This window comes from Geobacillus lituanicus (genome assembly GCF_050994965.1).
Classification (GTDB): Bacteria; Bacillota; Bacilli; order Bacillales; family Anoxybacillaceae; genus Geobacillus; species Geobacillus stearothermophilus.
On sequence record NZ_CP194773.1, the window covers coordinates 577743 to 597313 of the forward strand.

General features: G+C 51.4%; 13 protein-coding genes, 8 pseudogenes and 1 riboswitch. Of the genes and pseudogenes, 11 read left to right on the forward strand and 10 right to left on the reverse strand.

Annotation, left to right across the window (positions count from 1 at the left end):
• The first annotated feature begins 57 nt into the window (after nt 1-57).
• Together ACR1UW_RS02905 and ACR1UW_RS02910 are read left to right on the forward strand one after the other, a co-directional pair.
• A complete protein-coding gene (locus ACR1UW_RS02905; protein WP_049626654.1) occupies nt 58-1266 on the forward strand; it encodes an ornithine--oxo-acid transaminase in 1209 nt (402 codons plus the stop codon).
• Nucleotides 1267-1417: 151 nt separating this feature from the next.
• Nucleotides 1418-2026 carry a DedA family protein gene (locus ACR1UW_RS02910; protein WP_498935242.1) on the forward strand — a complete coding sequence of 203 codons (609 nt, stop codon included), beginning with the start codon at nt 1418-1420 and terminating at the stop codon, nt 2024-2026.
• 62 nt (nt 2027-2088) lie between these two features.
• On the opposite strand, the gene ACR1UW_RS02915 is transcribed toward ACR1UW_RS02910, so the two are convergent.
• The 6 genes and pseudogenes from ACR1UW_RS02915 to ACR1UW_RS02940 all read right to left on the reverse strand — a co-directional run bounded on the left by ACR1UW_RS02915 (nt 2089) and on the right by ACR1UW_RS02940 (nt 7494).
• On the reverse strand, nt 2089-3078 hold the full coding sequence (locus ACR1UW_RS02915; protein WP_429882955.1) for a FecCD family ABC transporter permease: 990 nt from the start codon (nt 3076-3078) through the stop codon (nt 2089-2091).
• Nucleotides 3075-4082, reverse strand: a complete 1008-nt coding sequence (locus ACR1UW_RS02920; protein WP_498934500.1) for a FecCD family ABC transporter permease — start codon at nt 4080-4082, stop codon at nt 3075-3077. Before ACR1UW_RS02920 ends, ACR1UW_RS02915 begins: the two co-directional genes overlap by 4 nt.
• A 67-nt stretch (nt 4083-4149) precedes the next feature.
• Nucleotides 4150-4776: pseudogene (locus ACR1UW_RS02925) on the reverse strand (ABC transporter substrate-binding protein); the annotation flags it as partial.
• A 67-nt stretch (nt 4777-4843) separates the two neighbouring features.
• Nucleotides 4844-6292 carry an IS66-like element ISBst12 family transposase gene (locus tag ACR1UW_RS02930; protein WP_498932894.1) on the reverse strand — a complete coding sequence of 483 codons (1449 nt, stop codon included), beginning with the start codon at nt 6290-6292 and terminating at the stop codon, nt 4844-4846.
• Nucleotides 6293-6382: 90 nt separating this feature from the next.
• Nucleotides 6383-6697 (reverse strand): annotated as a pseudogene (locus ACR1UW_RS02935) (ABC transporter substrate-binding protein); the annotation flags it as partial.
• The gene (locus ACR1UW_RS02940; RefSeq protein WP_033016509.1) at nt 6694-7494 is read right to left on the reverse strand and encodes an ABC transporter ATP-binding protein; all 801 of its coding nucleotides are present in this window, start codon (nt 7492-7494) and stop codon (nt 6694-6696) included. The pseudogene ACR1UW_RS02935 and the gene ACR1UW_RS02940, both read right to left, overlap by 4 nt.
• Before the next feature lie 194 nt (nt 7495-7688).
• On the opposite strand from ACR1UW_RS02940, the pseudogene ACR1UW_RS02945 reads away from it, so the two are divergent.
• Nucleotides 7689-8811 (forward strand): annotated as a pseudogene (locus ACR1UW_RS02945) (IS1634 family transposase).
• A gap of 109 nt (nt 8812-8920) precedes the next feature.
• On the opposite strand, the pseudogene ACR1UW_RS02950 reads toward ACR1UW_RS02945, so the two are convergent.
• A pseudogene (locus ACR1UW_RS02950) lies at nt 8921-9745 on the reverse strand (IS982 family transposase).
• Nucleotides 9746-9842: 97 nt separating this feature from the next.
• Between ACR1UW_RS02950 and ACR1UW_RS02955 the strand changes: the two are divergent.
• Nucleotides 9843-10148, forward strand: a pseudogene (locus ACR1UW_RS02955) (acyl-CoA dehydrogenase family protein); the annotation flags it as partial.
• Here ACR1UW_RS02955 and ACR1UW_RS02960 read toward each other — a convergent pair.
• Entirely contained in the window at nt 10064-10357 is a 294-nt protein-coding gene (locus ACR1UW_RS02960) for a DoxX family protein (protein ID WP_498934502.1), read from the reverse strand. The pseudogene ACR1UW_RS02955 and the gene ACR1UW_RS02960 overlap by 85 nt on opposite strands.
• A 138-nt stretch (nt 10358-10495) precedes the next feature.
• On the opposite strand from ACR1UW_RS02960, the gene ACR1UW_RS02965 reads away from it, so the two are divergent.
• Nucleotides 10496-11200 (forward strand): DsbA family oxidoreductase, encoded by a 705-nt coding sequence (locus ACR1UW_RS02965; protein ID WP_015373773.1) that lies wholly within the window; start codon nt 10496-10498, stop codon nt 11198-11200.
• 42 nt (nt 11201-11242) lie between these two features.
• On the opposite strand, the pseudogene ACR1UW_RS02970 reads toward ACR1UW_RS02965, so the two are convergent.
• Nucleotides 11243-11377 (reverse strand): annotated as a pseudogene (locus tag ACR1UW_RS02970) (DinB family protein); the annotation flags it as partial.
• A gap of 217 nt (nt 11378-11594) precedes the next feature.
• Between ACR1UW_RS02970 and ACR1UW_RS02975 the strand changes: the two are divergent.
• Nucleotides 11595-12143 (forward strand): annotated as a pseudogene (locus ACR1UW_RS02975) (N-acetylmuramoyl-L-alanine amidase family protein); the annotation flags it as partial.
• A gap of 581 nt (nt 12144-12724) precedes the next feature.
• On the opposite strand, the gene ltaS reads toward ACR1UW_RS02975, so the two are convergent.
• Nucleotides 12725-14686, reverse strand: a complete 1962-nt coding sequence (ltaS, locus tag ACR1UW_RS02980) for a lipoteichoic acid synthase (RefSeq protein ID WP_498934504.1) — start codon at nt 14684-14686, stop codon at nt 12725-12727.
• Nucleotides 14687-15140: 454 nt separating this feature from the next.
• Here ltaS and ACR1UW_RS02985 point away from each other — a divergent pair, with 454 nt between their 5' ends.
• The 5 genes and pseudogenes from ACR1UW_RS02985 (at nt 15141) to ACR1UW_RS03005 (ending at nt 19469) form a co-directional block, all read left to right on the forward strand.
• Nucleotides 15141-16478: a TrkH family potassium uptake protein gene (locus ACR1UW_RS02985; protein WP_033010305.1), complete on the forward strand. Its 1338-nt coding sequence runs from the start codon at nt 15141-15143 to the stop codon at nt 16476-16478.
• A gap of 150 nt (nt 16479-16628) precedes the next feature.
• Nucleotides 16629-16768: riboswitch (cyclic di-AMP (ydaO/yuaA leader) on the forward strand.
• Nucleotides 16769-16836: 68 nt separating this feature from the next.
• A pseudogene (locus ACR1UW_RS02990) lies at nt 16837-17019 on the forward strand (hypothetical protein); the annotation flags it as partial.
• Nucleotides 17020-17124: 105 nt separating this feature from the next.
• Complete coding sequence (gene ytaF, locus ACR1UW_RS02995; RefSeq protein WP_498934506.1) at nt 17125-17763, forward strand: sporulation membrane protein YtaF; 639 nt, start codon at nt 17125-17127, stop codon at nt 17761-17763.
• 67 nt (nt 17764-17830) lie between these two features.
• Nucleotides 17831-18814: a sporulation protein gene (locus tag ACR1UW_RS03000; RefSeq protein WP_047817681.1), complete on the forward strand. Its 984-nt coding sequence runs from the start codon at nt 17831-17833 to the stop codon at nt 18812-18814.
• 148 nt (nt 18815-18962) lie between these two features.
• Nucleotides 18963-19469 carry a spore coat protein gene (locus ACR1UW_RS03005; RefSeq protein WP_015373782.1) on the forward strand — a complete coding sequence of 169 codons (507 nt, stop codon included), beginning with the start codon at nt 18963-18965 and terminating at the stop codon, nt 19467-19469.
• The last annotated feature ends 102 nt before the right edge of the window (nt 19470-19571 follow it).

The following is a 19571-nucleotide window of genomic DNA, read 5'->3' on the forward strand; positions in this document are numbered from 1 at the left end:
GGCGGCGTCCGCCCTTTTATAGCGAAGAAACGCAGATAAGGAAAGGAGCGGTTGATGATGGCTACGAAGTCCGAACAGCTCATTGAACAGACGGAGCGATACGGAGCACGAAATTATCATCCATTGCCGATTGTCATTTCGGAAGCGGAAGGGGTATGGGTGAAAGACCCGGAAGGCAACCGCTATATGGACATGTTAAGCGCCTATTCGGCCGTCAACCAAGGACATCGTCATCCGAAAATTGTGGAGGCGTTGAAGCGGCAAGCTGACCGCGTCACGCTCACATCGCGCGCCTTCCATAACGACCAGCTCGGCCCATGGTACGAAAAAGTGTGCCGGCTGACGAAAAAAGAGATGGTGCTGCCGATGAACACCGGCGCCGAGGCGGTAGAAACGGCGCTCAAGGCGGCGCGCCGCTGGGCGTATGACGTGAAAGGCGTCCCTGACAATCAGGCGGAAATCATCGTTTGTGAAGGCAATTTCCATGGCCGGACGCTCGCCGCGGTGTCGTTGTCGTCCGAACCGGCTTATAAACGCGGTTTTGGTCCGCTTTTGCCCGGGGTGAAAATCATCCCGTACGGGGATATCGAAGCGCTCAAGGCAGCGATGACACCGAATACGGCGGCGTTTCTTGTCGAACCAATCCAAGGGGAAGCCGGCATTCGCATCCCGCCGCAAGGCTTTTTAAAAGCGGCCTATGACGTGTGCAAAGAACACAACGTGTTGTTCATCGCCGATGAAATCCAAACCGGGCTAGGACGGACGGGGAAGTTGTTTGCTTGCGACTGGGAAAATGTTGTGCCTGATATGTATATTTTAGGGAAAGCATTGGGCGGCGGGGTGTTCCCGATTTCGTGCGTCGTCGCCAACCGCGACATTTTGTCGGTGTTTGAACCGGGCTCGCACGGGTCGACGTTCGGCGGCAATCCGCTCGCTTGCGCGGTGTCGATCGCGGCGCTTGAGGTGATCGAAGAAGAGCGGCTGGCGGAGCGGTCGCTTGAGCTTGGCGAATATTTTTTGGCAAAGTTAAAGCAAATCGAAAACAAGGACATTAAAGAAATCCGCGGCCGCGGCTTGTTTATCGGCGTCGAGCTGCATGGACCGGCGCGTCCGTATTGCGAAGCGCTGAAAGAACAAGGGCTGCTTTGCAAGGAGACGCATGAGACGGTCATCCGTTTTGCGCCGCCGCTCATTATTACGAAAGAAGAGCTCGACTGGGCGATTGAGCGGATTGTAAAGGTGCTGTCCCAACCGGCTGCGGTTTAAAAAAGTGGAAAAAAGGTGTCCCGAAAGTACAGCGGGGCGCCTTTTTGTTTTGCGGGGAATGGCGGTTTTCTGTTAAGATAGGGAAAGGATTGCATTGACGCTGCATAAACATCCTACATAAGCGAAGGACGAGTGAATGGAGGAAGAACGCGTGCAGGCTTGGATCACTGATTTTATGGAGCAATTCGGATATATCGGTATTTTTTTGATGATCGCGCTTGAAAATATTTTCCCGCCGATTCCGTCGGAAGTCATTTTGCCGTTTGGCGGGTTCATGACGACGTACACGTCTTTGACGGTGCCAGGCGTCATTGTGGCAGCGACAGCGGGATCGATCGTTGGGGCGATCGTGCTGTATGGGATCGGCCGGCTGTTGTCCGTTGAGCGGCTTGAGCGGATCGTTGACCGCTGGGGCGGATGGCTGCGGGTGAAGCCGGAAGACATTGCCAAGGCGAACCGGACGTTTCATCGCTACGGGGTGTGGGCCGTTTTTTTCGGACGCATGATTCCGCTTGTACGCAGCTTGATTTCCATTCCAGCGGGCATGGCGAAGATGAATATCGGGCTGTTTGTCTGGCTGTCGGTATTGGGGACGCTCATTTGGAATACGATTTTAATCTCCGTCGGCGCGGCGCTCGGTGAGTCGTGGGGGAAAGTGTCCGAGGTGATTGGCGCGTACGCTGATGTTGTCTATATCATCATCGCGATTGTCATTGTCGTTGCGGTTGTCCGCTTTTGGAAAAGACGCCGGGTTTTATGAACCGGCGTCTTTGTTTGGCGGGTGTCATCGCTCGAACCCGTTCTCATAACGGGCAGCGGATGTCAACGCTTTAACAACAAGTAAATGAAATACGGCGCGCCGATCAAGGAGACGATGACGCCGGCGGGAAGCGGCTCGGCGAGAACGTTGCGCCCGATCGTGTCAGCTGCAAGCAGCAGCCAGCCGCCAATGAGCATGGAGGCCGGAATGACCCGCTCATGGCGTGGGCCAACGATCGACTTGGCGATATGCGGCGCCATTAAGCCGATAAAGGAGATGCCCCCGGTTACAGAGACGGCGGCGGCCGCGACGGCAATAGCTGTTGTCATAAGCACGAGCCGCTCGCGGCGGACGTGGACGCCGACCCCGATCGAAACAGGGTCGCCTAAGTGCAAAATATTGAGATGCTTCGCCCGATATAGCGCCACCAGTGTGCCCGCAGCCAACCACGGCAGCACGGCCCAAATAAACGGCCAATCATCGCCCCAAATGTTGCCGGAAAGCCAGCGGGCGATAAAATCGACTTTTGTCCGGTCGGCGGCGGAAATGAGGACGATCATCAGCCCAGATAGCGCCATCGACATGCCGACGCCGGTTAAGATAAACGGCACCGGCTGCAGCCCGGTTGTTTTCTTGTAGGAGACGGCATAGATGGCAACTGCTGTCAGAATCGCCCCGGCGAAGGCAACGAGCGGCAAGGCGTAAAGAAATGTTCCGGCCTCAATCGGAAAAAACAAAAAGAACAAGGCGACGCCCGCGCCTGCGCCGGCGTTGATCCCAAGCACGCCCGGGTCGGCGAGGTCATTGCGCGTGAGGCCTTGCAATACGGCCCCGGATAAGGCGAGCGCCATGCCGGCCAACAAGGTGATGAAAAGGCGCGGCAGGCGAAGGGAAAACAAAATGAATTCCTCTTCCATCGAACCGTAGCCCAATAGTGTCGGGACGATGCGGTTATATGAGAGCGGCGCATCGCCGGTGCTTAAGGCGACGGCCGCTGTTGCGGCAATGAGCAACGCAAGCACGGCAAAGAGCGAAAAACTTTTTTTTCTCATGAAAAGCCCCTCCCTTGTTTCCGCACGACGAAGAGGAAAAACGGCAAGCCGATGACGGCGATGATGGCGGCCACCGGCGTTTCAAACGGGGCATTGACCGTGCGCGCCGCCGTGTCGGCCAGCACCATGGCGCTGGCGCCGACAGTCGCTGACAGCGGGATGACAAACCGGTAGTCGGCGCCGGCTATTGCCCTCACGAGGTGAGGAACCATTAAGCCGATAAAGGTGATATTGCCGGCGATGGCGACCGACGCTCCTGTTAATAAAAACACAGCGAAAAACGGCCATGTTTTGACGGTCGTTGTTTTTTGCCCAACGCCAACCGCGACGTCTTCACTCAAACTAAGGATCGTCAGCTGCCGTGAATACCATGCGGCAATAGCGAGCCCGGTCGTGATGAGCGGGATGACGACCGACAATTGTTTCCATGAAGCTCCGGCCACCCCGCCTGACATCCACATCGAGACGTCTTTGGAAATGTGGAAATACAGTCCGATTCCTTCGGCGATGGCGAATAAAAGCGCCGAAACCGCCGAGCCGGCCAAGACGATGCGAAGCGGTGAAAACCCTCCTTTGCGGGCGGCGCCGATGCCAAAGACGGCCCCTGCCCCGGCGGCCGCACCAAGCAAACAGGCGACCGTGATCAAAAGATAATGGGCGGAAGGGAAAAAGGCCATTGTCATGGCCAACGCTGCGTTTGCGCCGGCGGTGAGGCCAAGGAGACCGGGGTCGGCAAGCGGATTGCGCGTCATCCCCTGCATGATCGCTCCGGCGACGGCAAGGCCGGCGCCGACAAAGGCGGCCGCTGTTTCGCGCGGCAGACGGAGCTCGCGAATGAGATCAAGCTGTTTGCTTTGTTGATCGGAAAACAACGCCCGCCATACGTCGCTCCATGTCGTATCGGCGACGCCGACTCGCATCGAGCCAAACCAAACGGCGACAAGCAGGCCAAGCGACAGAAAAAACATATAACGAAACGGCCAACGCCGGCGGTCTGCGTCCATTGGTGACTCCCCCTTTGACAAAAAGAAGGACGGGACATTCACTGCCCATGAACGCCCCGTCTCGTCGTTATTGGCCTAAAAAATGCTTTTTAAAGAAATCGAGCTGGTAGTCTAACGTAATCGGGTCGTTGAAATAAAATGCCTTCGCATCGGCGACAAACATATGGCCGTTTTTGACAGCAGGGATGTTGTTGAACGTGTTCGTTTCCATAAACGATGTGTCGCCGTCGTCGTTTTTGCTTAAGATGAGATAATCGCCGACAAACTGCGGGAGCGCCTCAAGGGAAACGGCATAGTAGCCCGGTTTGAGCGCCTTTTCTTCTACAGCTTTTGGCATTTTCAGCTTCATTTCTTGATACAAAATCTCAGTGCCGCGCGCCCAGTTGTTGCCGAACACATACAGCTGCTTATCAAAGTTTTCGACTACAGTGACGGTCGCGTTTTCGCCAATTTTGGCCCGGATTTCTTCCCCGGCTTGTTGCGCCCGTTGTTTGAAATCGTCGATCCACGCTTTCGCTTCTTTTTCTTTATTCAACAGTTTCCCGATTTCCAAAAACTGTGTCAAATAATCGACTTTGCCGTATGTAAAGGTGACGGTCGGCGCGATTTTGCTTAATTTGTGGACGTTTTTCGTATTGGATAATCCGATGATTAAGTCTGGTTTTAACGCCATAATTTTTTCAATGTCGTAACTATTCACCCCAGTGCTAGTGTATAAAAAAGCCCAGCACAAATAGGGCATTTCGGTCATAGAAAATGCCCTAGGTAGCGGAAAGAACTCGATCGATCGTTTCGCCTGCCAACAGAAGACATAACGAATCCCACACGTTTTTTTCGTGTTTCGTCAGTGTGGAAACGATGCTTCTTGCGATGCAAAACGACTGCGCGAATGTTTCTTCGCGAAACGTACCCGAAATGTTCTCTTTGACTTTGACCATGCGAAGATCGCGTTCGGCTTGGTTGTTGTCAAAGGGAACATGTACTTCACGTAAGAAACGCAGCGCTTCTTCCTTTCGTTTTTGAAGGCGTCGAACAAAAGCGAGTGCTTTTTTCGGAAGAGGCGTCATCGTTTCTAATCGGTGTTGTGCTCTTTCTAGGATGCGATCATACACTCGTTCCCACCGTCTCGCTTCTTCTTCGGAAAGTGCACCGTGATGGGCTTCGACGGCTTGCTTGGCGGCTAACAGAAACGTGGTCATGCGCATCGCCCACGTATGCCCTTGTTCGATGAATCCTTTTAACTCACGCAAATGATGGGCGTGACAAAGGGCATGGGTGGCATGTGTGTATTTCGGATATGTACCGAACGCATCGTGCATCATCGTCCCTTCATATCGGGGAAGAATCCCGATATCATCGGTCGCTTTTTTTCCACGAGAAGCGTGAGGAGCCAAGTATGTATATCTCGATGTACACGCGACATGCACCCATGCGAGTTTCCCATTGATGCGCAAACTCGTTTCATCGACATGCAGGATGTTGGATTCAAGTAAGGCGTCTTCGATGATGTCCATATTTGATTCCAGCGCTTCGCGTCCTCGTTTCACCATATTGGCAAGGGTTCCTGTACTAATCGAGTGTTGATATAACGCTTCGATTGTATCACTTAAACGCTTGTACGGGATCAATTGGATATGATGTAAATAAACAACGAGCGCCGTGAGCCGTGGACCGTATTGCACATGATTCGTGACATGGGATGGGAATTCGGCTTGTTGCACGCATCGACAATGTGGACACGATTTCACTTCACGTTCATGTTGTGTCACCTCGATCGCCACACGAGGGACATCAAACACTTGACGGATATCGACTTTGAACGGTTTGACTTCACACAAAGAAGCTCCACATCCTTGACACGTATGCACACGGTGGACGACACGATGATGTGGATGTTCCACTTGACGGAGCGTCTTCCCCTCATGTCCCTCTTGCCCACCAGGCTTTTTGCCAGACGGCTCGCGGGAGGAACGCTTTTTCTCAAAACGGTCAGAAGATGGGGGCAAATGGCTATTGGAGCTGTTTTTTTTCGTGCGTGCTTCCAGCTCTTGAACACGGTACTTCAGTTGTTCATTTTCTTTGCGTAGTTGTTTGTTTTCGTGACGCAAATGTTCATTTTCTTGAATGAGTTGATGAATGAGCTGTTTTTGTTGTTGAACTTTGCCGATTAAGCTCTCAACTGTAAATACAGCTTGTTGTACCGTCAACATGCGATTCACCTCCTTGTCTATCAGTATTCACATCATAGACAAGGAAAGAAGAAAATATTCAGCTCACTTTATGATGTGGCTGAATAGTTACTCAATGTCTTCATCGGTCACGACTTCGGCATCTTTCAGTTTTTCTTGAAAAAGCGGGCTCATTTTCGACCACGAATCCACGCCAACAACGGGGACGTCCAAGGCCAGCACATGTCCGGCAAACGTCGATAAGACGACGACGCGCTTCGGATTAGCCGGCACTTCCACCGGTCCGTTTTCCGATTGGTATGTAATCGTTTCTGTCTTTTTTTCTTTTGGTGAAGCGCTGTTGTTCTTTTGATCGTCCGCCGCGTTGCCGCATGCGCTTAGCACAAGCGCGAACATCAGCAATAATGCAAGCCATGTTTTCCTCATGATGAATAAACCTCCCTGAGCAATTGATAAGTGAAGCAAATTGGTTTGTTCGTCCGCGGGTCGCGGCCGATGTCGGCGTCGATGCCGAACACGTCGCGGAGCACTTCGCGACAGATAACGTCTTCGCTCCGCCCGGACTTGATGATGGCTCCTGCTTTCATAGCGATGATATAGTCGGCAAAGCGGGCCGCCTGGTTGATGTCATGAAGCACCATGACGATCGTCCGCCCTTCTTCTTGGTTCAGCCGCTCAAGCAGCTCGAGCACCTCAAGCTGATGGGCGATGTCCAAATACGTCGTCGGTTCATCCAAAAAGATGATGTCGGTCTCTTGGGCGAGCGCCATGGCGATCCAGACGCGCTGCCGCTGCCCGCCCGAGAGCGCATCGACCGGCCGGTGCTTTAAGTCGGCCGTTTTGGTGACGTCAAGCGCCCAGTCAATCGCTTCATAATCCCGCTTTGTCAGCCGTCCGAATCCTTTTTGATACGGAAAGCGGCCGTACGAGACGAGCTCAGCGACCGTTAATCCGCTTGTCGCTTCCGGCGTCTGCGGCAAAATGGCCATTTTTTTCGCCAGCTCTTTCGTCGGTTGCTGGGAAATGGCTTGGCCGTCTAAAATGACCGCGCCCGATTGTGGGGAAATGATGCGCGTCAACGTCTTGAGCAGCGTCGACTTGCCGCACCCGTTCGGCCCGATAATGGCGGTGATTTGCCGATCGGGAATGCGGACGGACAATCGTTCAAAAATCGTCCGGTCGTCATAGCGGACGGTGAGCTCCTCGGCATACAAGCGAACCATGCGGCCACCTCCTTTTGGACTAAGAAAATGAAAATCACTATCATTAACAATCTTTATTATAACGAAATTCTTAAAAAAGACAATGAATTTTCTCATCGAAAAAACAAGTTTTATGATGGAAAAAAGAAGAATTTTTTCGTTCCGATGTCGAATGAATCCTTGACACACAAGGAACGTAAAGGAGTTTTTCTCTTATGAACGTTCAAGTCAAAAAGGTCTATCGTAATGATTATTTGAATATAATAAGTGCCCTATTCAAGAAACTGGGCCTGCCCCAATTGATTGACCATCTCGTGCCCGTCGATCCGCAGTGCCAAACGCGAGTCAGCGATGCCGTTCAGGCCATCCTCTACAATGTGTTTGACGGCCGGCAAGCCCTTGTTCACTTGGAACATTGGGCTCAGGAGGTCGATTGTGAGAAACTCATCCGTCCCGATCTCCATCGTTCCTGGTTGAACGACGATGCGTTGGCCCGTCATCTCGATCGCCTGTATGAGGCTGGCATTCACAACGTCATCAGCACTTGCTTGATTCATATTTATCGAAAAGAAGGCCTTTCTCTCCGAGCCTTCCACGCCGATACGACGGACAAGACCGTTTACGGCGCGTATGAATCGGCCTCGTTAGAGGCTTTGCAGATCACACATGGCTACAACCGCCATCATCGTTGGCAAAAACAGATCGGTTTCGGACTGGTCGGCAACGAGGACGGCATCCCGTTTTACGGCGATGTGCACGATGGCAACCTGCCCGATAAAACATGGAATCCCGAGGTGCTGTCTCGTGTCCATGAACAGCTGAAGCAGGCCAAAATCGAAGACGAATGGATTTACGTGGCCGATTCCGCCGCGATGACGAAAGAGACCCTGGCGCAAACCAAAGCGGCCAACGCTTAAGGAATGGAAGGGCCAACCCATGGATGCCCAAGAGATCTTGAAGCTGTATAAAGGGCAGATCTCGGTGGAAATGAACTTCGCTTTTTTGAAAGATCCGTTTTTCACGGATGAGATTTACGTCAAAAAACCAGAACGGGTCGCAGTATTAGGCTATTTGTTTCTGTTGGCCTTGGCTATTTACCGCGTTTTTCAGCGCCGAGTGCGTCAGTTTATTACTCCAGAACACCCGTTGAAGGGTCCTGGAGGCCGCAAGCTGACCCGGCCGACGGGACAGGCGATTTTTCAGCTGTTTCAATATGTGAACGTCGTCCTGCTGGAGCTGCCAGACGGGCGCATCCAACGCTCACTGGATCGCTCCCTTACCCCTGATCAGCGAAGGATTCTGCAGGGATTGGGCATGGATGAGAGCATCTACGTGTAACGTGATACGGAACGACCAGCGATGGTAAAAAAAGAATTGACATCGCTCGTTGTGTTGGTCAAAAAGTTATTCTGAAAAACTAAATAAAAAATCCTTTGTTTTGACCTTGTTAGGGTGCGAAATGTGAGTCAAATCCGATAATCGAATTGGCTCGGATCCCCGTGATGCGATAGTGGTCAACCAGAACCGAGAACACCGTCTCGATCACTTTGCGTTTTTGTTGGATCCACTGCTCCCATGTCTCAGACGCACGATGTTTCTGGTTTTTTCGAGACGGAGTCCAAAGCGCCATTTGGTATTCTTCGTACAGCCTTTTTTGCAAGTCACGGCTAATGAATCCTTTGTCCCCGAAGTTATAGGGATGAGGAATTTGAGTCATCACGCTTTCGGCTGCGATTCGATCGTGGCAAGATGCTTCCGTCACCACATATCCCATCGGCAGACCTTGATCGGTCACTTGAAGGTGTAGCTTAAACCCGTAGTACCATTGCTTTTTCGAAGCACAATACCCGATGTCGGCGATCTCTTGAAACCGTTTGACGCGATGCATTCTTGCCGTATGGCACAATGGGAGCGGCAAACTGTCCACGACGGCATAGGCATGATGTTGGCCGCGTTTTGCTCACGACGGTGATCCATTTGATAGCGAAGCCAAGCGCCCGGCAGCGGCGGTTATACCGGGAACGCTCAGGGAACAAGACCTTGGGAAACAAATTCCCAATCACAAACCGATGCCAAGCCCGTTCGGAAGTGAAGCCCAACAACTTTCCAAGGACATGGATGGTGATGATGACTTCGTCTTTTTGTTTCAACAAATGACGATTTCGACGTTGAAGAGGAATCTGGATACTCGATAGTTGAGCCGATACAAAAAGCAAAATCGATGCATATTGTTTTTGAAGTTTGATGTTGTAAAATGAAAGTGCTCTTGCATGGGAATTTCTCCTTTTGATGTTTGGTTGCACTTTCATTTTAAGGAGATCCTCATGCAAGGGCTATTTTTTATGCTTGTCTGATTTTATCTAGCACCACGGGTTCCAGAAGATATTATTGAAAAATCGAAAGCCATGGTGCTGTTCGGCTTAAGCGTCCTGGAAGAATACGGCGGCCTTGGCTTGTCGATGGTCGGCAAATGCGCCATTTATGAAGAACTCGGGAAAACGCATAACGGCTATACGACATTAATCGGCGCTCATACCGGCATCGGTACGGTCGGCATCGTCGAGCTCGGCACCGAGGAACAAAAGCGGCGCTACTTGCCAAAAATGGCGACAGGCGAATGGATCGGCGCCTTTGCCTTAACCGAGCCGAGCGCCGGCTCGAACGCCGCCGCAATCGGCCGTGTGCCAAGGCCAAGCATCATCGCCCAGCCGCCGGCAAGCTCCACCATCGTCACGATGTAGGCGAGCCAGCCGGGAAGCCCCATCGCCGCAAACGAATCGGCCGCCGCCTCAAGCCCCCGCTGCCATTTCACCCAGCCATGGGCGAAAAAGATGAACCCGGTGACAATCCGCAACAGAAAGACGCCGAATTCCTGGGAATGCATGAGATTCTCCCTCCTTGTCCCAACAGCATGGTAGTACAATGTATGCGGGTGGGTCCGCCCCCATGCCTTTCGTTCGCCATTTGACTAGCGATGGGTTACAATGGAGGGGAAGCGCGTCAAAAGTAGAGGAGGATGGCCATGAAAATTGAAGTATGGTCTGATTTTGTCTGCCCGTTTTGCTATATCGGCAAACGCCGATTGGAACAGGCGCTTGAGCCATTTCCGCACCGGGAAGACGTTGAAATCGTATTCCGCAGCTTTGAACTCGATCCAAACGCACCAAACGAGACCCCATTGACGATTCATGAAATCATCGCCAACAAATACGGCATTTCGCTCGAGGAAGCGAAGCGGGCGAACGCCGATATCGGCCGGCAGGCGGAGGCGGTCGGTTTGACGTTCCGCTTTGACACGATGAAGCCGACGAATACGTTTGACGCCCACCGGTTGGCTCAATATGCGAATGAAAAAGGAAAGCTTCAAGATGTCGTCGAGCGGTTGTTTTACGCCTATTTTACGGAGTCGAAGCGAATCAGCGACCGCAATGTGCTGCTTGCGATCGCCGAAGCAGCCGGGCTTGACCGGACGGAAGCGGAAGAAGTGTTGGCCAGCGGCCGCTACACACAAGAGGTGCGCCGCGATGAGGAAGAAGCGGCGGCGTTGGGCGTCCGCGGCGTGCCGTTTTTCGTTCTGAACCGGAAGTATGCGATTTCCGGCGCCCAGCCGGTTGAGGTGTTCCGGCGGGCGCTGGAGAAGGTATGGGAGGAAGAACAATCGCGGCCGCTGCAGCCGCTGTCGACTGATCAAGGCGGGACGTGCACCGACGAAGGGTGCTCTATTTAAGAAAATAAATCAAAAGGAAAAGCCGGTTAGGGATGCCTAGCCGGCTTGCTGCTTTGCTGTCATCGAGGTCGGCGTCGGTTTGTAATCATAATGCGCCTCGTCGATTTTGTGGATCAATTCCATCGTGACATGGCGGTGGGAAAGGAAATATTGCACCCATTGTTGTGCGCGGGACATGCGTATTCCTCCTTTGGAATTTATTTCCTCGTCCTATTATACCACAAATAGAGGAAATGTTGGCGGCTAGTGTTTCTCCTTGTTTTGGTCCTTTGCCTGTCACCTTTTCCTTTCAAATGCTTATTCTATTAATAAAATAAGGAAAAATGTGGAGTGGATGTCCCTATATTGTCTTCGTGAAAAACGCCGGACATGTAAGGAAGGGGAGGAAACGACGATGCCGAAAATTTTTATTGACCCCGGTCATGGGGGAAGAGATACCGGAGCGATCGGCAACGGGTTGTTGGAGAAAGACATTACGTTGTTTATCGCTCTTGAAATCAACCGTCTGCTGCAAAATGAGTATGAAGGAGTGTTGGTGCAGCTGAGTCGGACAAAAGATGAAACGGTGCCGCTTGAGGAGCGGACGGATCGGGCCAATCAATGGGGGGCGGATTTATACGTGTCGATTCACGTGAATGCCGGTGGCGGCACGGGGTATGAAGATTATATTTATAATCGGCTCGATGACGATTCGGTAACAGCCCGCATCCGCGATGCCATTCATGAAGAAGTCGTCAAGGCTACAGGATTTCGCGACCGTGGGAAAAAGAAAGCAAACTTCCATGTGCTGCGCGAAACAGTGATGCCGGCGGTTCTCACGGAGAATGGATTTATTGATCGAAAAGAGGATGCAGAAAAATTGAATGACACCCAGTTTTTGCGAACAGTCGCCCGTGGGCATGTGAATGGAATGGCACGGGCATTGGATCTGACAAAAAATCAAACCTCTTTTTAACTTCCCTCCGAAAGAAGTCTCCTACTTCTAAACGTGAAGGTGCGCCAGCACCAGTGAAAGTGGGAGATGAATGTCGGTTGGCGTTAGCCAACGAATATGATAGAATATGGCTAGAACGGACACCTTCGGAACGAAGGGAAGCGTAAAGGGTTCTTGTGTGTGGCTTACCGTTCAGCGAACACACACAAGTCGCTTGAAGCCCCCACCTCTAAGCGAAGCGTAGGTGGTGGGTAGTTCACCGCGTGTGACAGTGGATGGAACGCAAGTCGGGGCATTTGCGGAGAAGGAAAATGTGCTGCGTCAAGTGGAGCGTTATTTAGGAAGAGCGAAGCGGATTGTGCTTGAACAAGTCGAGGAATGACGGGAACGCTTGCCTAGTTTCAGCTGGGCGAGCGTTTTTTTGTCCGTTTGTCCTAGAAGGGTAGTGATGGAGTGAAAAAAACACGAAAAACACGGTGTTCTCAAGTTGAGAAGCCTTTTAAAACCAGGCATTCTCTCGCGTCCCAAAACACTGATTAAGCGAAAGTCACCGTTTTTCACCGGCCTTCTAGAAAAAAAGAGGGAAGCGCTTATTGTGCGCTTCCCTCTTCATTTTCGCGTTTGTTGTAATCGTATTTCGACGGATCGACCGGTTCGAAGCCTTTTGGGGTATAGAACCGAAGCAAATCGCCGTAAACAACCTTATCCGACAGGTCGAGCTTCGTGCGGACGATTTGTTCGAGACGTTGAATCTCCGGCGTTTCTTCAAGCGGCTCGCCCGTTTTCGTATCATAGTACTTGCCGTTGACCGCTGTCACGGTTGGCGTTACGAAGTCACCGTTGCGGAACGGGATGATTTCTTGATGGTCCGGCGACAACAAGTCCGTTCCGAAGTGGACGTAATTTTTCGTGTCGATGCCAAGCAAATGCAGCAAAGTCGGCAACAAGTCGATTTGGCCGCCGAATTCATGAATGACGCCGCCTTTTATGCCTGGGACATGGATGAACAGCGGCACTCGTTGTAACTGGGCGTGTTCATACGGCGTGATTTCCTTGCCTAAAATTTGCGACATGGCCTTGTTGTGATTTTCCGAAATGCCATAATGGTCGCCGTACAAAATAATGACCGAGCGGTCGTACAGACCGGATTTTTTCAAGTAATCAAAGAACTCTTTGATGGCCTCATCCAAGTAGCGGGCCGTTTGGAAGTAACGGTCGACCGTTCCGTCTCCCGTCGTTGCCGGCGGGATTGTGGCATCTTCCTCGCTGATCGGGTACGGGAAGTGGTTCGACAGTGTAATAAATTTCACATAGAACGGCTCTTTCAACGTTTCCAACAGCGGGATCGACTCCCGGAAGAACGGTTTGTCTTTCAACCCGTAGTTCAAGACGTCCTCGTCGTTCATATCATAGTAGCTGGCGTCAAAGAAATGATCGAACCCTAACGATTTGTAAATTTCATCGCGGTTCCAGAACGATTTGTAGTTGCCGTGGAAAACCGCGCTTGTGTAACCGTATTGGCGCAAAATGGCAGGAGCCGCATGGTACGTATTTTGCCCTTTCGTCGTGAAGACGGCCCCTTGCGGCAGGCCATAGAGCGAGTTTTCGAGCATAAACTCTGCGTCCGATGTTTTCCCTTGACCCGTTTGATGGAAGAAGTTATCGAAATAGAATGTGTTCGGATCGCGGGTGAGCGAGTTTAAAAACGGCGTCACTTCCTGGCCATTCAGTTTGTAGTTGATTAAAAAGTTTTGGAATGACTCCAAGTGAATATAGATGACGTTCATTCCTTTGGCGACGCCGAAATACTTCGGATTCGGCTCAGCATACGTCGCCTGCACATGGTTCAATACGGTCGTGATGTCGCTTTTGTTCGCGAACGCCCGTTGTGTCGACGATTTCATGCTTTGGATCGTGTCATAGATCAAGTAGTTGTATATCCCTAAATATTTGACGATATAGTTGCGGTCAAACGTTCTAGTCAACAGCTGCGGGCGGTCGGCTTCCGCGAGCGCCAAGTTGACGCTGAACATTAAAATGGCCGAAGCAAAAATAACGCCTTTTTTGACGCGACCGGCCCGCACCGGCGGAAGCGGGAACCGTTTCGAGAACACGATCACTGCCAAAATGATCGTGTCCAAGAAATAAAGCGGGTCATACCATCTGAGCAATTCCAAAATGCTGCCGCCGAGATCGCCAAAGTTTTTCGTTTGCGTCAACGTCGGCAATGTAATAAAATCGCTGAAAAAGCGATAATAGACGATATTGGCGTATAAAATGAACGACAAAATGAAATTAATAGTAACGAGCCGCCTATATACCCGTGTTTCTCTGCCCAATAGGGCTAAGCCAAAGAAAAACACCGCCGAGCTGATCGGATTGATCAACAGCAAAAACTCCTGCATGGAGTTGCTGATGCCAAGGTTAAATTCCGCTAGATAGGCGACATACGTCTTCAGCCAAAACAAGAGCACCGCCAAAATAAAAAAACCAATATATTGGTTAGGGAGAGAACGGCATTTTGTCAACAATTTCTTTCCAATCGTTTTCACGTTCTCTTCTCCTCCTTTGTCTCGTATTCTCGAAAGATCCATTTCTATTTCTATTCTTCTATGAACAGCTTCCGCGCATAGCAGCCAGCATTTTGTCCTGACATCATTTTACATCGGAACGTCTCCATGTCAAGTAGCATAATACGTCTTTTGCCAAAAGTCAATGGAATGTTTTTTAAGGATTGACGGGCGCCCCCTTCCTTGCCACCTCGTTTCCCTGTATGGCGATGGACTGCCACTCATATAGACGAATGGAAATCGAAAAGGTTTCAACTGCCCTTCTGAAAACGTCCCGATGCGCGTGGCCATGCCCTTTACCCATTTTATTAGACAACGAGGACATTATGATAAAAATTATTGGCTGTACCCGGCTTGTTTTTGGTATATTTTTTCTATGCATTATCCACAAACTATAAGGAAGAACTGGATGAAGGGAAAGAGGTAAGCCATGCCAATGAATCCGAAAGGCAAATTTTTTGATCCGCCGAAAATTCTCGTGTCCGGATTTGCGCTCATTATTTTGATTGGAGCGCTGCTGTTGATGCTTCCTGTTGCGACCGTGGATGGAAAGGGGTTGCCGTTTTTAGACGCGCTGTTTACAGCGACTTCCGCGACGTGCGTAACTGGACTTGTTGTCGTCGACACCGGGACGACGTTTACCCTGTTTGGCCAGCTTGTCATTTTGGCGCTCATTCAAGTCGGTGGGCTCGGATTTATGACGTTTGCGACGCTGTTTGCCTTTTTGTTTGGCAAACGCATTTCGTTGAAAGAACGGCTCATCCTCCAAGAGGCGCTCAATAATTTGACGATCGAGGGCATCGTTCGGCTCGTCAAACGCATTTTCCTTTTTACTGTTGTGATTGAAGGGATCGGCGGGGTGTTGCTCTCAATCCGCTTTGCCTTTGACATGCCGCTCGGCCGGGCGATTTACTTTGGCTTTTTCCATGCGATTTCGAATTTTAACAACGCCGGGTTTGATTTAATGGGTGAGTTCCGCAGCTTGACCGGCTATGTGGACGATCCGGTCGTCAGCCTTGTTGTGCCGATTTTGATTATTTTAGGCGGAATCGGCTTTATTGTCATGAATGAAGTGTACGAGTATAGGCAGACGCGCCGCCTTTCCCTTCATACGAAGGTCGTCGCCATTACGACGGCATGGCTGCTAGTAGCCAGCATGGCGCTGATATTGCTGCTGGAGTGGAACAATCCGAAGACGATGGGGCCGCTGTCGCTCTCAGGCAAGTTTCTGTCCGCGTTTTACCAGGCGGTCACTCCGAGAACGGCGGGCTCGAATACGCTTAACATCCCGGATTTGACGCAGCCGACGCTGTTTTTGATCGTGTTTCTCATGTTTGTCGGCGCTTCCCCGGGTTCGACGGGCGGCGGAATCAAAACAACGACCTTTACGACGTTGCTCGGCGCGGTTTGGTCGCAAATTCGCGGGAAGGAAGACGTCATTTTGTTCCGAAAACGAATTGTCTATGATACGGTATACAAGTCGCTGACCGTGACCATGAGCGGGCTGTTTATCGTCATGTTTGTAACGATGGTGTTGACGATCACCGAGAGCGGAAAAGACTTTCTCATGATTTTATTCGAAGCGACGTCGGCGTTTGGGACCGTCGGACTGTCGATGGGACTGACTCCAGAGTTGTCTCCGCTTGGAAAGGCGGTCATTATCTTGACGATGTTTGCCGGCCGCGTCGGTCCGCTGACGATCGCGTACGCGGTCACGCTGCGCCGTCAGCCTGATCCGTTCCGCTATCCGAAAGGGAAAATTATGATTGGATAGAGGCAAGACAGGAAAAAGAAAGAAAGCATAAAGATAAGGACGGTTTATGCGAAAAAGCGGCTCAAAGGCAGAGAAAATCGTTGTTTTTTCCGCTTTTTCTCTGTTTACGGAGAAAAGGGGGAGGAGTAATATATGGAAGCAGAAACAACTGAATATTTAGCGCTGAATCCGTCATGGAGCGGGGGACCCACTTGTTGCAACGCTCGTTGCTAGGGGTGAATCCGAAAGGACGGGCATCTCTCCAAGCCCGAACCCGACAGCTAACCTCGCAAGCGCTTTGGGGAGGGACGAGTATGGTTTTGAACCAAACGTAGCCGTTGAGCGCGTCCTCAGCGGTTTTTTCTTTTTGAATCAACTCGACATCACGAAAGCGGAAAAAGAAGCAGACCGCGCGCCGGTGACAGTGCTCTTGCCGCAATTTATCGTGAAAAAATGGTGGCATACATTTTTGCATAACCAAACCGCCATCATCTTGCGCTTTTTCTTGATCATGAAAAAAGATGTGGTCATTGCGACGCTGCCGTATCATTTGCGGGAATAATGTCGAGAAAAGGGGAAACATTTCCCCGGAAATCGATGCGTGTCGAATGGCAAGAAAGTCCCCTCTCTGTACGGAATTGCATATCGTACGGCAGGGGGGATTCCTATGTGGTTATGGGTGTCCATGATTTTGCTCGCTTTCAGCGTGAGCATGGACAGTTTGAGCGTAGGCATTACGTATGGAATGGGTGGTGTCCGTTTTTCCTGCTTTTCGTTGGCGCTTATTGCATGCATGTCTGGAATGATGGTGTTTGCGTCCATGAACATCGGCCGCCTGTTGGCGCTTGTTTTGCCATTGCAAGTCGAGCGAGGGCTTGCTTCGGTCATTCTCATGGCGCTTGGCGGTTGGGCGATTTATAACGTCTATAAACCAAAGGGAGACGGGAGCGAGTTTTCGATGGAGCCTGATGAAGCAGGGGGGGCTAACCGTTTCAGCGGCACTGTTCAAGTATTGAAACGCCCCGAACTTGGCGATCTTGATCGTTCAGGCACGATCAGTCAAAAAGAAGCGTTATTAATCGGCATTGCTCTTTCGATGGATTCCTTTGGCGCCGGGATCAGTTCGTCGCTTTTGCATTTTCCGCCGCTTTCGTTTGCCTTGCTGGTTGGTATGTTTAATCTTGTGTTCATCCGAGTCGGCTTATCGTTGGGGTACATGGTGTCGAAAACGGGAATCATGAAAAAGACGACAATGCTGCCTGGGGTTGCATTGATCGTCTTGGGGTTGATCAAATTATTTCGGTGACACCATGTTGGCGGCTTGTTCGTAATTCAAATGTGAAAATAGGTTGATGAAAAAGGAGAGAGGTCCGATGTGGAAAAAGTTTTTATCGAAATTCGGCATTGGCGCTGCCAAAGTGGATCTCGTGCTGCATCGCCCTCATGTGCGCCTTGGTGAAACGTTGGAAGGGGAATTTTTGCTGGAAGGTGGTTCGGTCGCCCAACACATTCGGAACCTAGATGTCGTATTGCAATTGGAGGTGCACGCGGAAGGAAAGGCATATCGCCGAACCGCAGCGGTGATCCCGGTCGCTTCCTCGTTTACGATTCAGCCCGGTGAGCGGAAAGTGCTCCCGTTTTCGTACGCACTGCCGCTCCATTTGCCGATCAGCCGCCCAACGGTCCGTTATACGTTCGTCACCCGGCTCGATATTGCCGATGGGGCGGATGCATATGACCAAGACGCCATTCACATTTTGCCGCCGACGGCCTTGGAGCAAGTGTTTTCCGCTTTGGCCGCCCTGGGATTCCGGGAGAAAGCGACATCCGGAAGCATTACGCCGCATGGCCAGGAATTTGCGTTCTTCCCGACGAGCGAATTTCAAGGGATCGTCCAAGAAGTCGAGTTTTTTGCCCTCGTCGAGGGAGAAGGGGTGCGTTTGTATCTGGAGATCGACGTCCGCCACGGCTTTGGCGGGGAACGCGAAATGAAACGGGAGCTGTTGATCACTCATGAACAGCTTCGCGATTCGGCGGCGGCAGCCCGTCTGCTTCGAGAAGCCATCGAAGAGGCGGTGCAGGCGGCTGGGGAGTTCGGCCAGCTGAGCGGGCATCCGTTGGCAACGCCACATTCGCCAATCTATAGCCATCCCGTAGGCCATTATTCACCCGTCCATCATTCGCACCATGGCGGACATGGATGGGCCGGAGCCATTGGCGGATTCGCGGCTGGCATGTTGGCGGGAATGGTAGCGGAGGAGTTGCTCGACGATGCCGTTGATGATGTGGCTGACGGTCTGGATGTCGATGACTGGTTTGACGGCGGCGATGGATTTGATGGCGGGGATTGGTTGTAAACAGGATGGAGGAAGGCGTTTCGCCTGAGGCGAGACGCCTTTTTTTGCTGGTGCGGGAAGCTTGGACAATAGTGACCATTTCCTTTTGGCAGGCATATACAGTAAATGGAAATCAACCAATGAAAAACAAGGGGAGAACGTGATCCATATGCATGGACAGATGCACGGCCATCGCCATTTGGCTTGGCATGAAACGTTGGAGTTGCATGAACTGATCGCTTTTCAAGCAAACGGTCTCATAAAAATGAAAAAGGCGGTCGGCAAAATCGACTGTCCTGAATTAAAAGGATTGTACCTTGAGACGATTCAAGGGCTGGAAACGAATTTGCGCGAGCTGCTTGCCTTCATTCCGGCGGCACCGATGATGGAAGAAAGCCGCGACCATGATGATGGCGACCGCGCCTTGCACGCTGGCGACTTGCTTGGCTTTTCAAAAACGGCAGTGCGTAATTATGCTGCTGCCATTACCGAGGCGGCGACGCCGGTGCTGCGCAAAACGTTTGTCAAACATCTGCTCAAAGCCATTGACACGCACGAAAAAGCGTTCAACTATATGTATGAACGAAGTGATTATCCAGCGTACGATCTCGTCCAGCTCCTTCACAACGATGTTCGCAATGCGCAAAAGGCGTTGTCAATGGGATATGAACGATGATGATGGCGAGGGGCTGACCCAAAAGTCCGCCAAAAAGCGGACTTTTGGAGTCAGCCCTCTCTGGTTTTTGTATATTTTACCAAACGGAACAAAATTCCGACT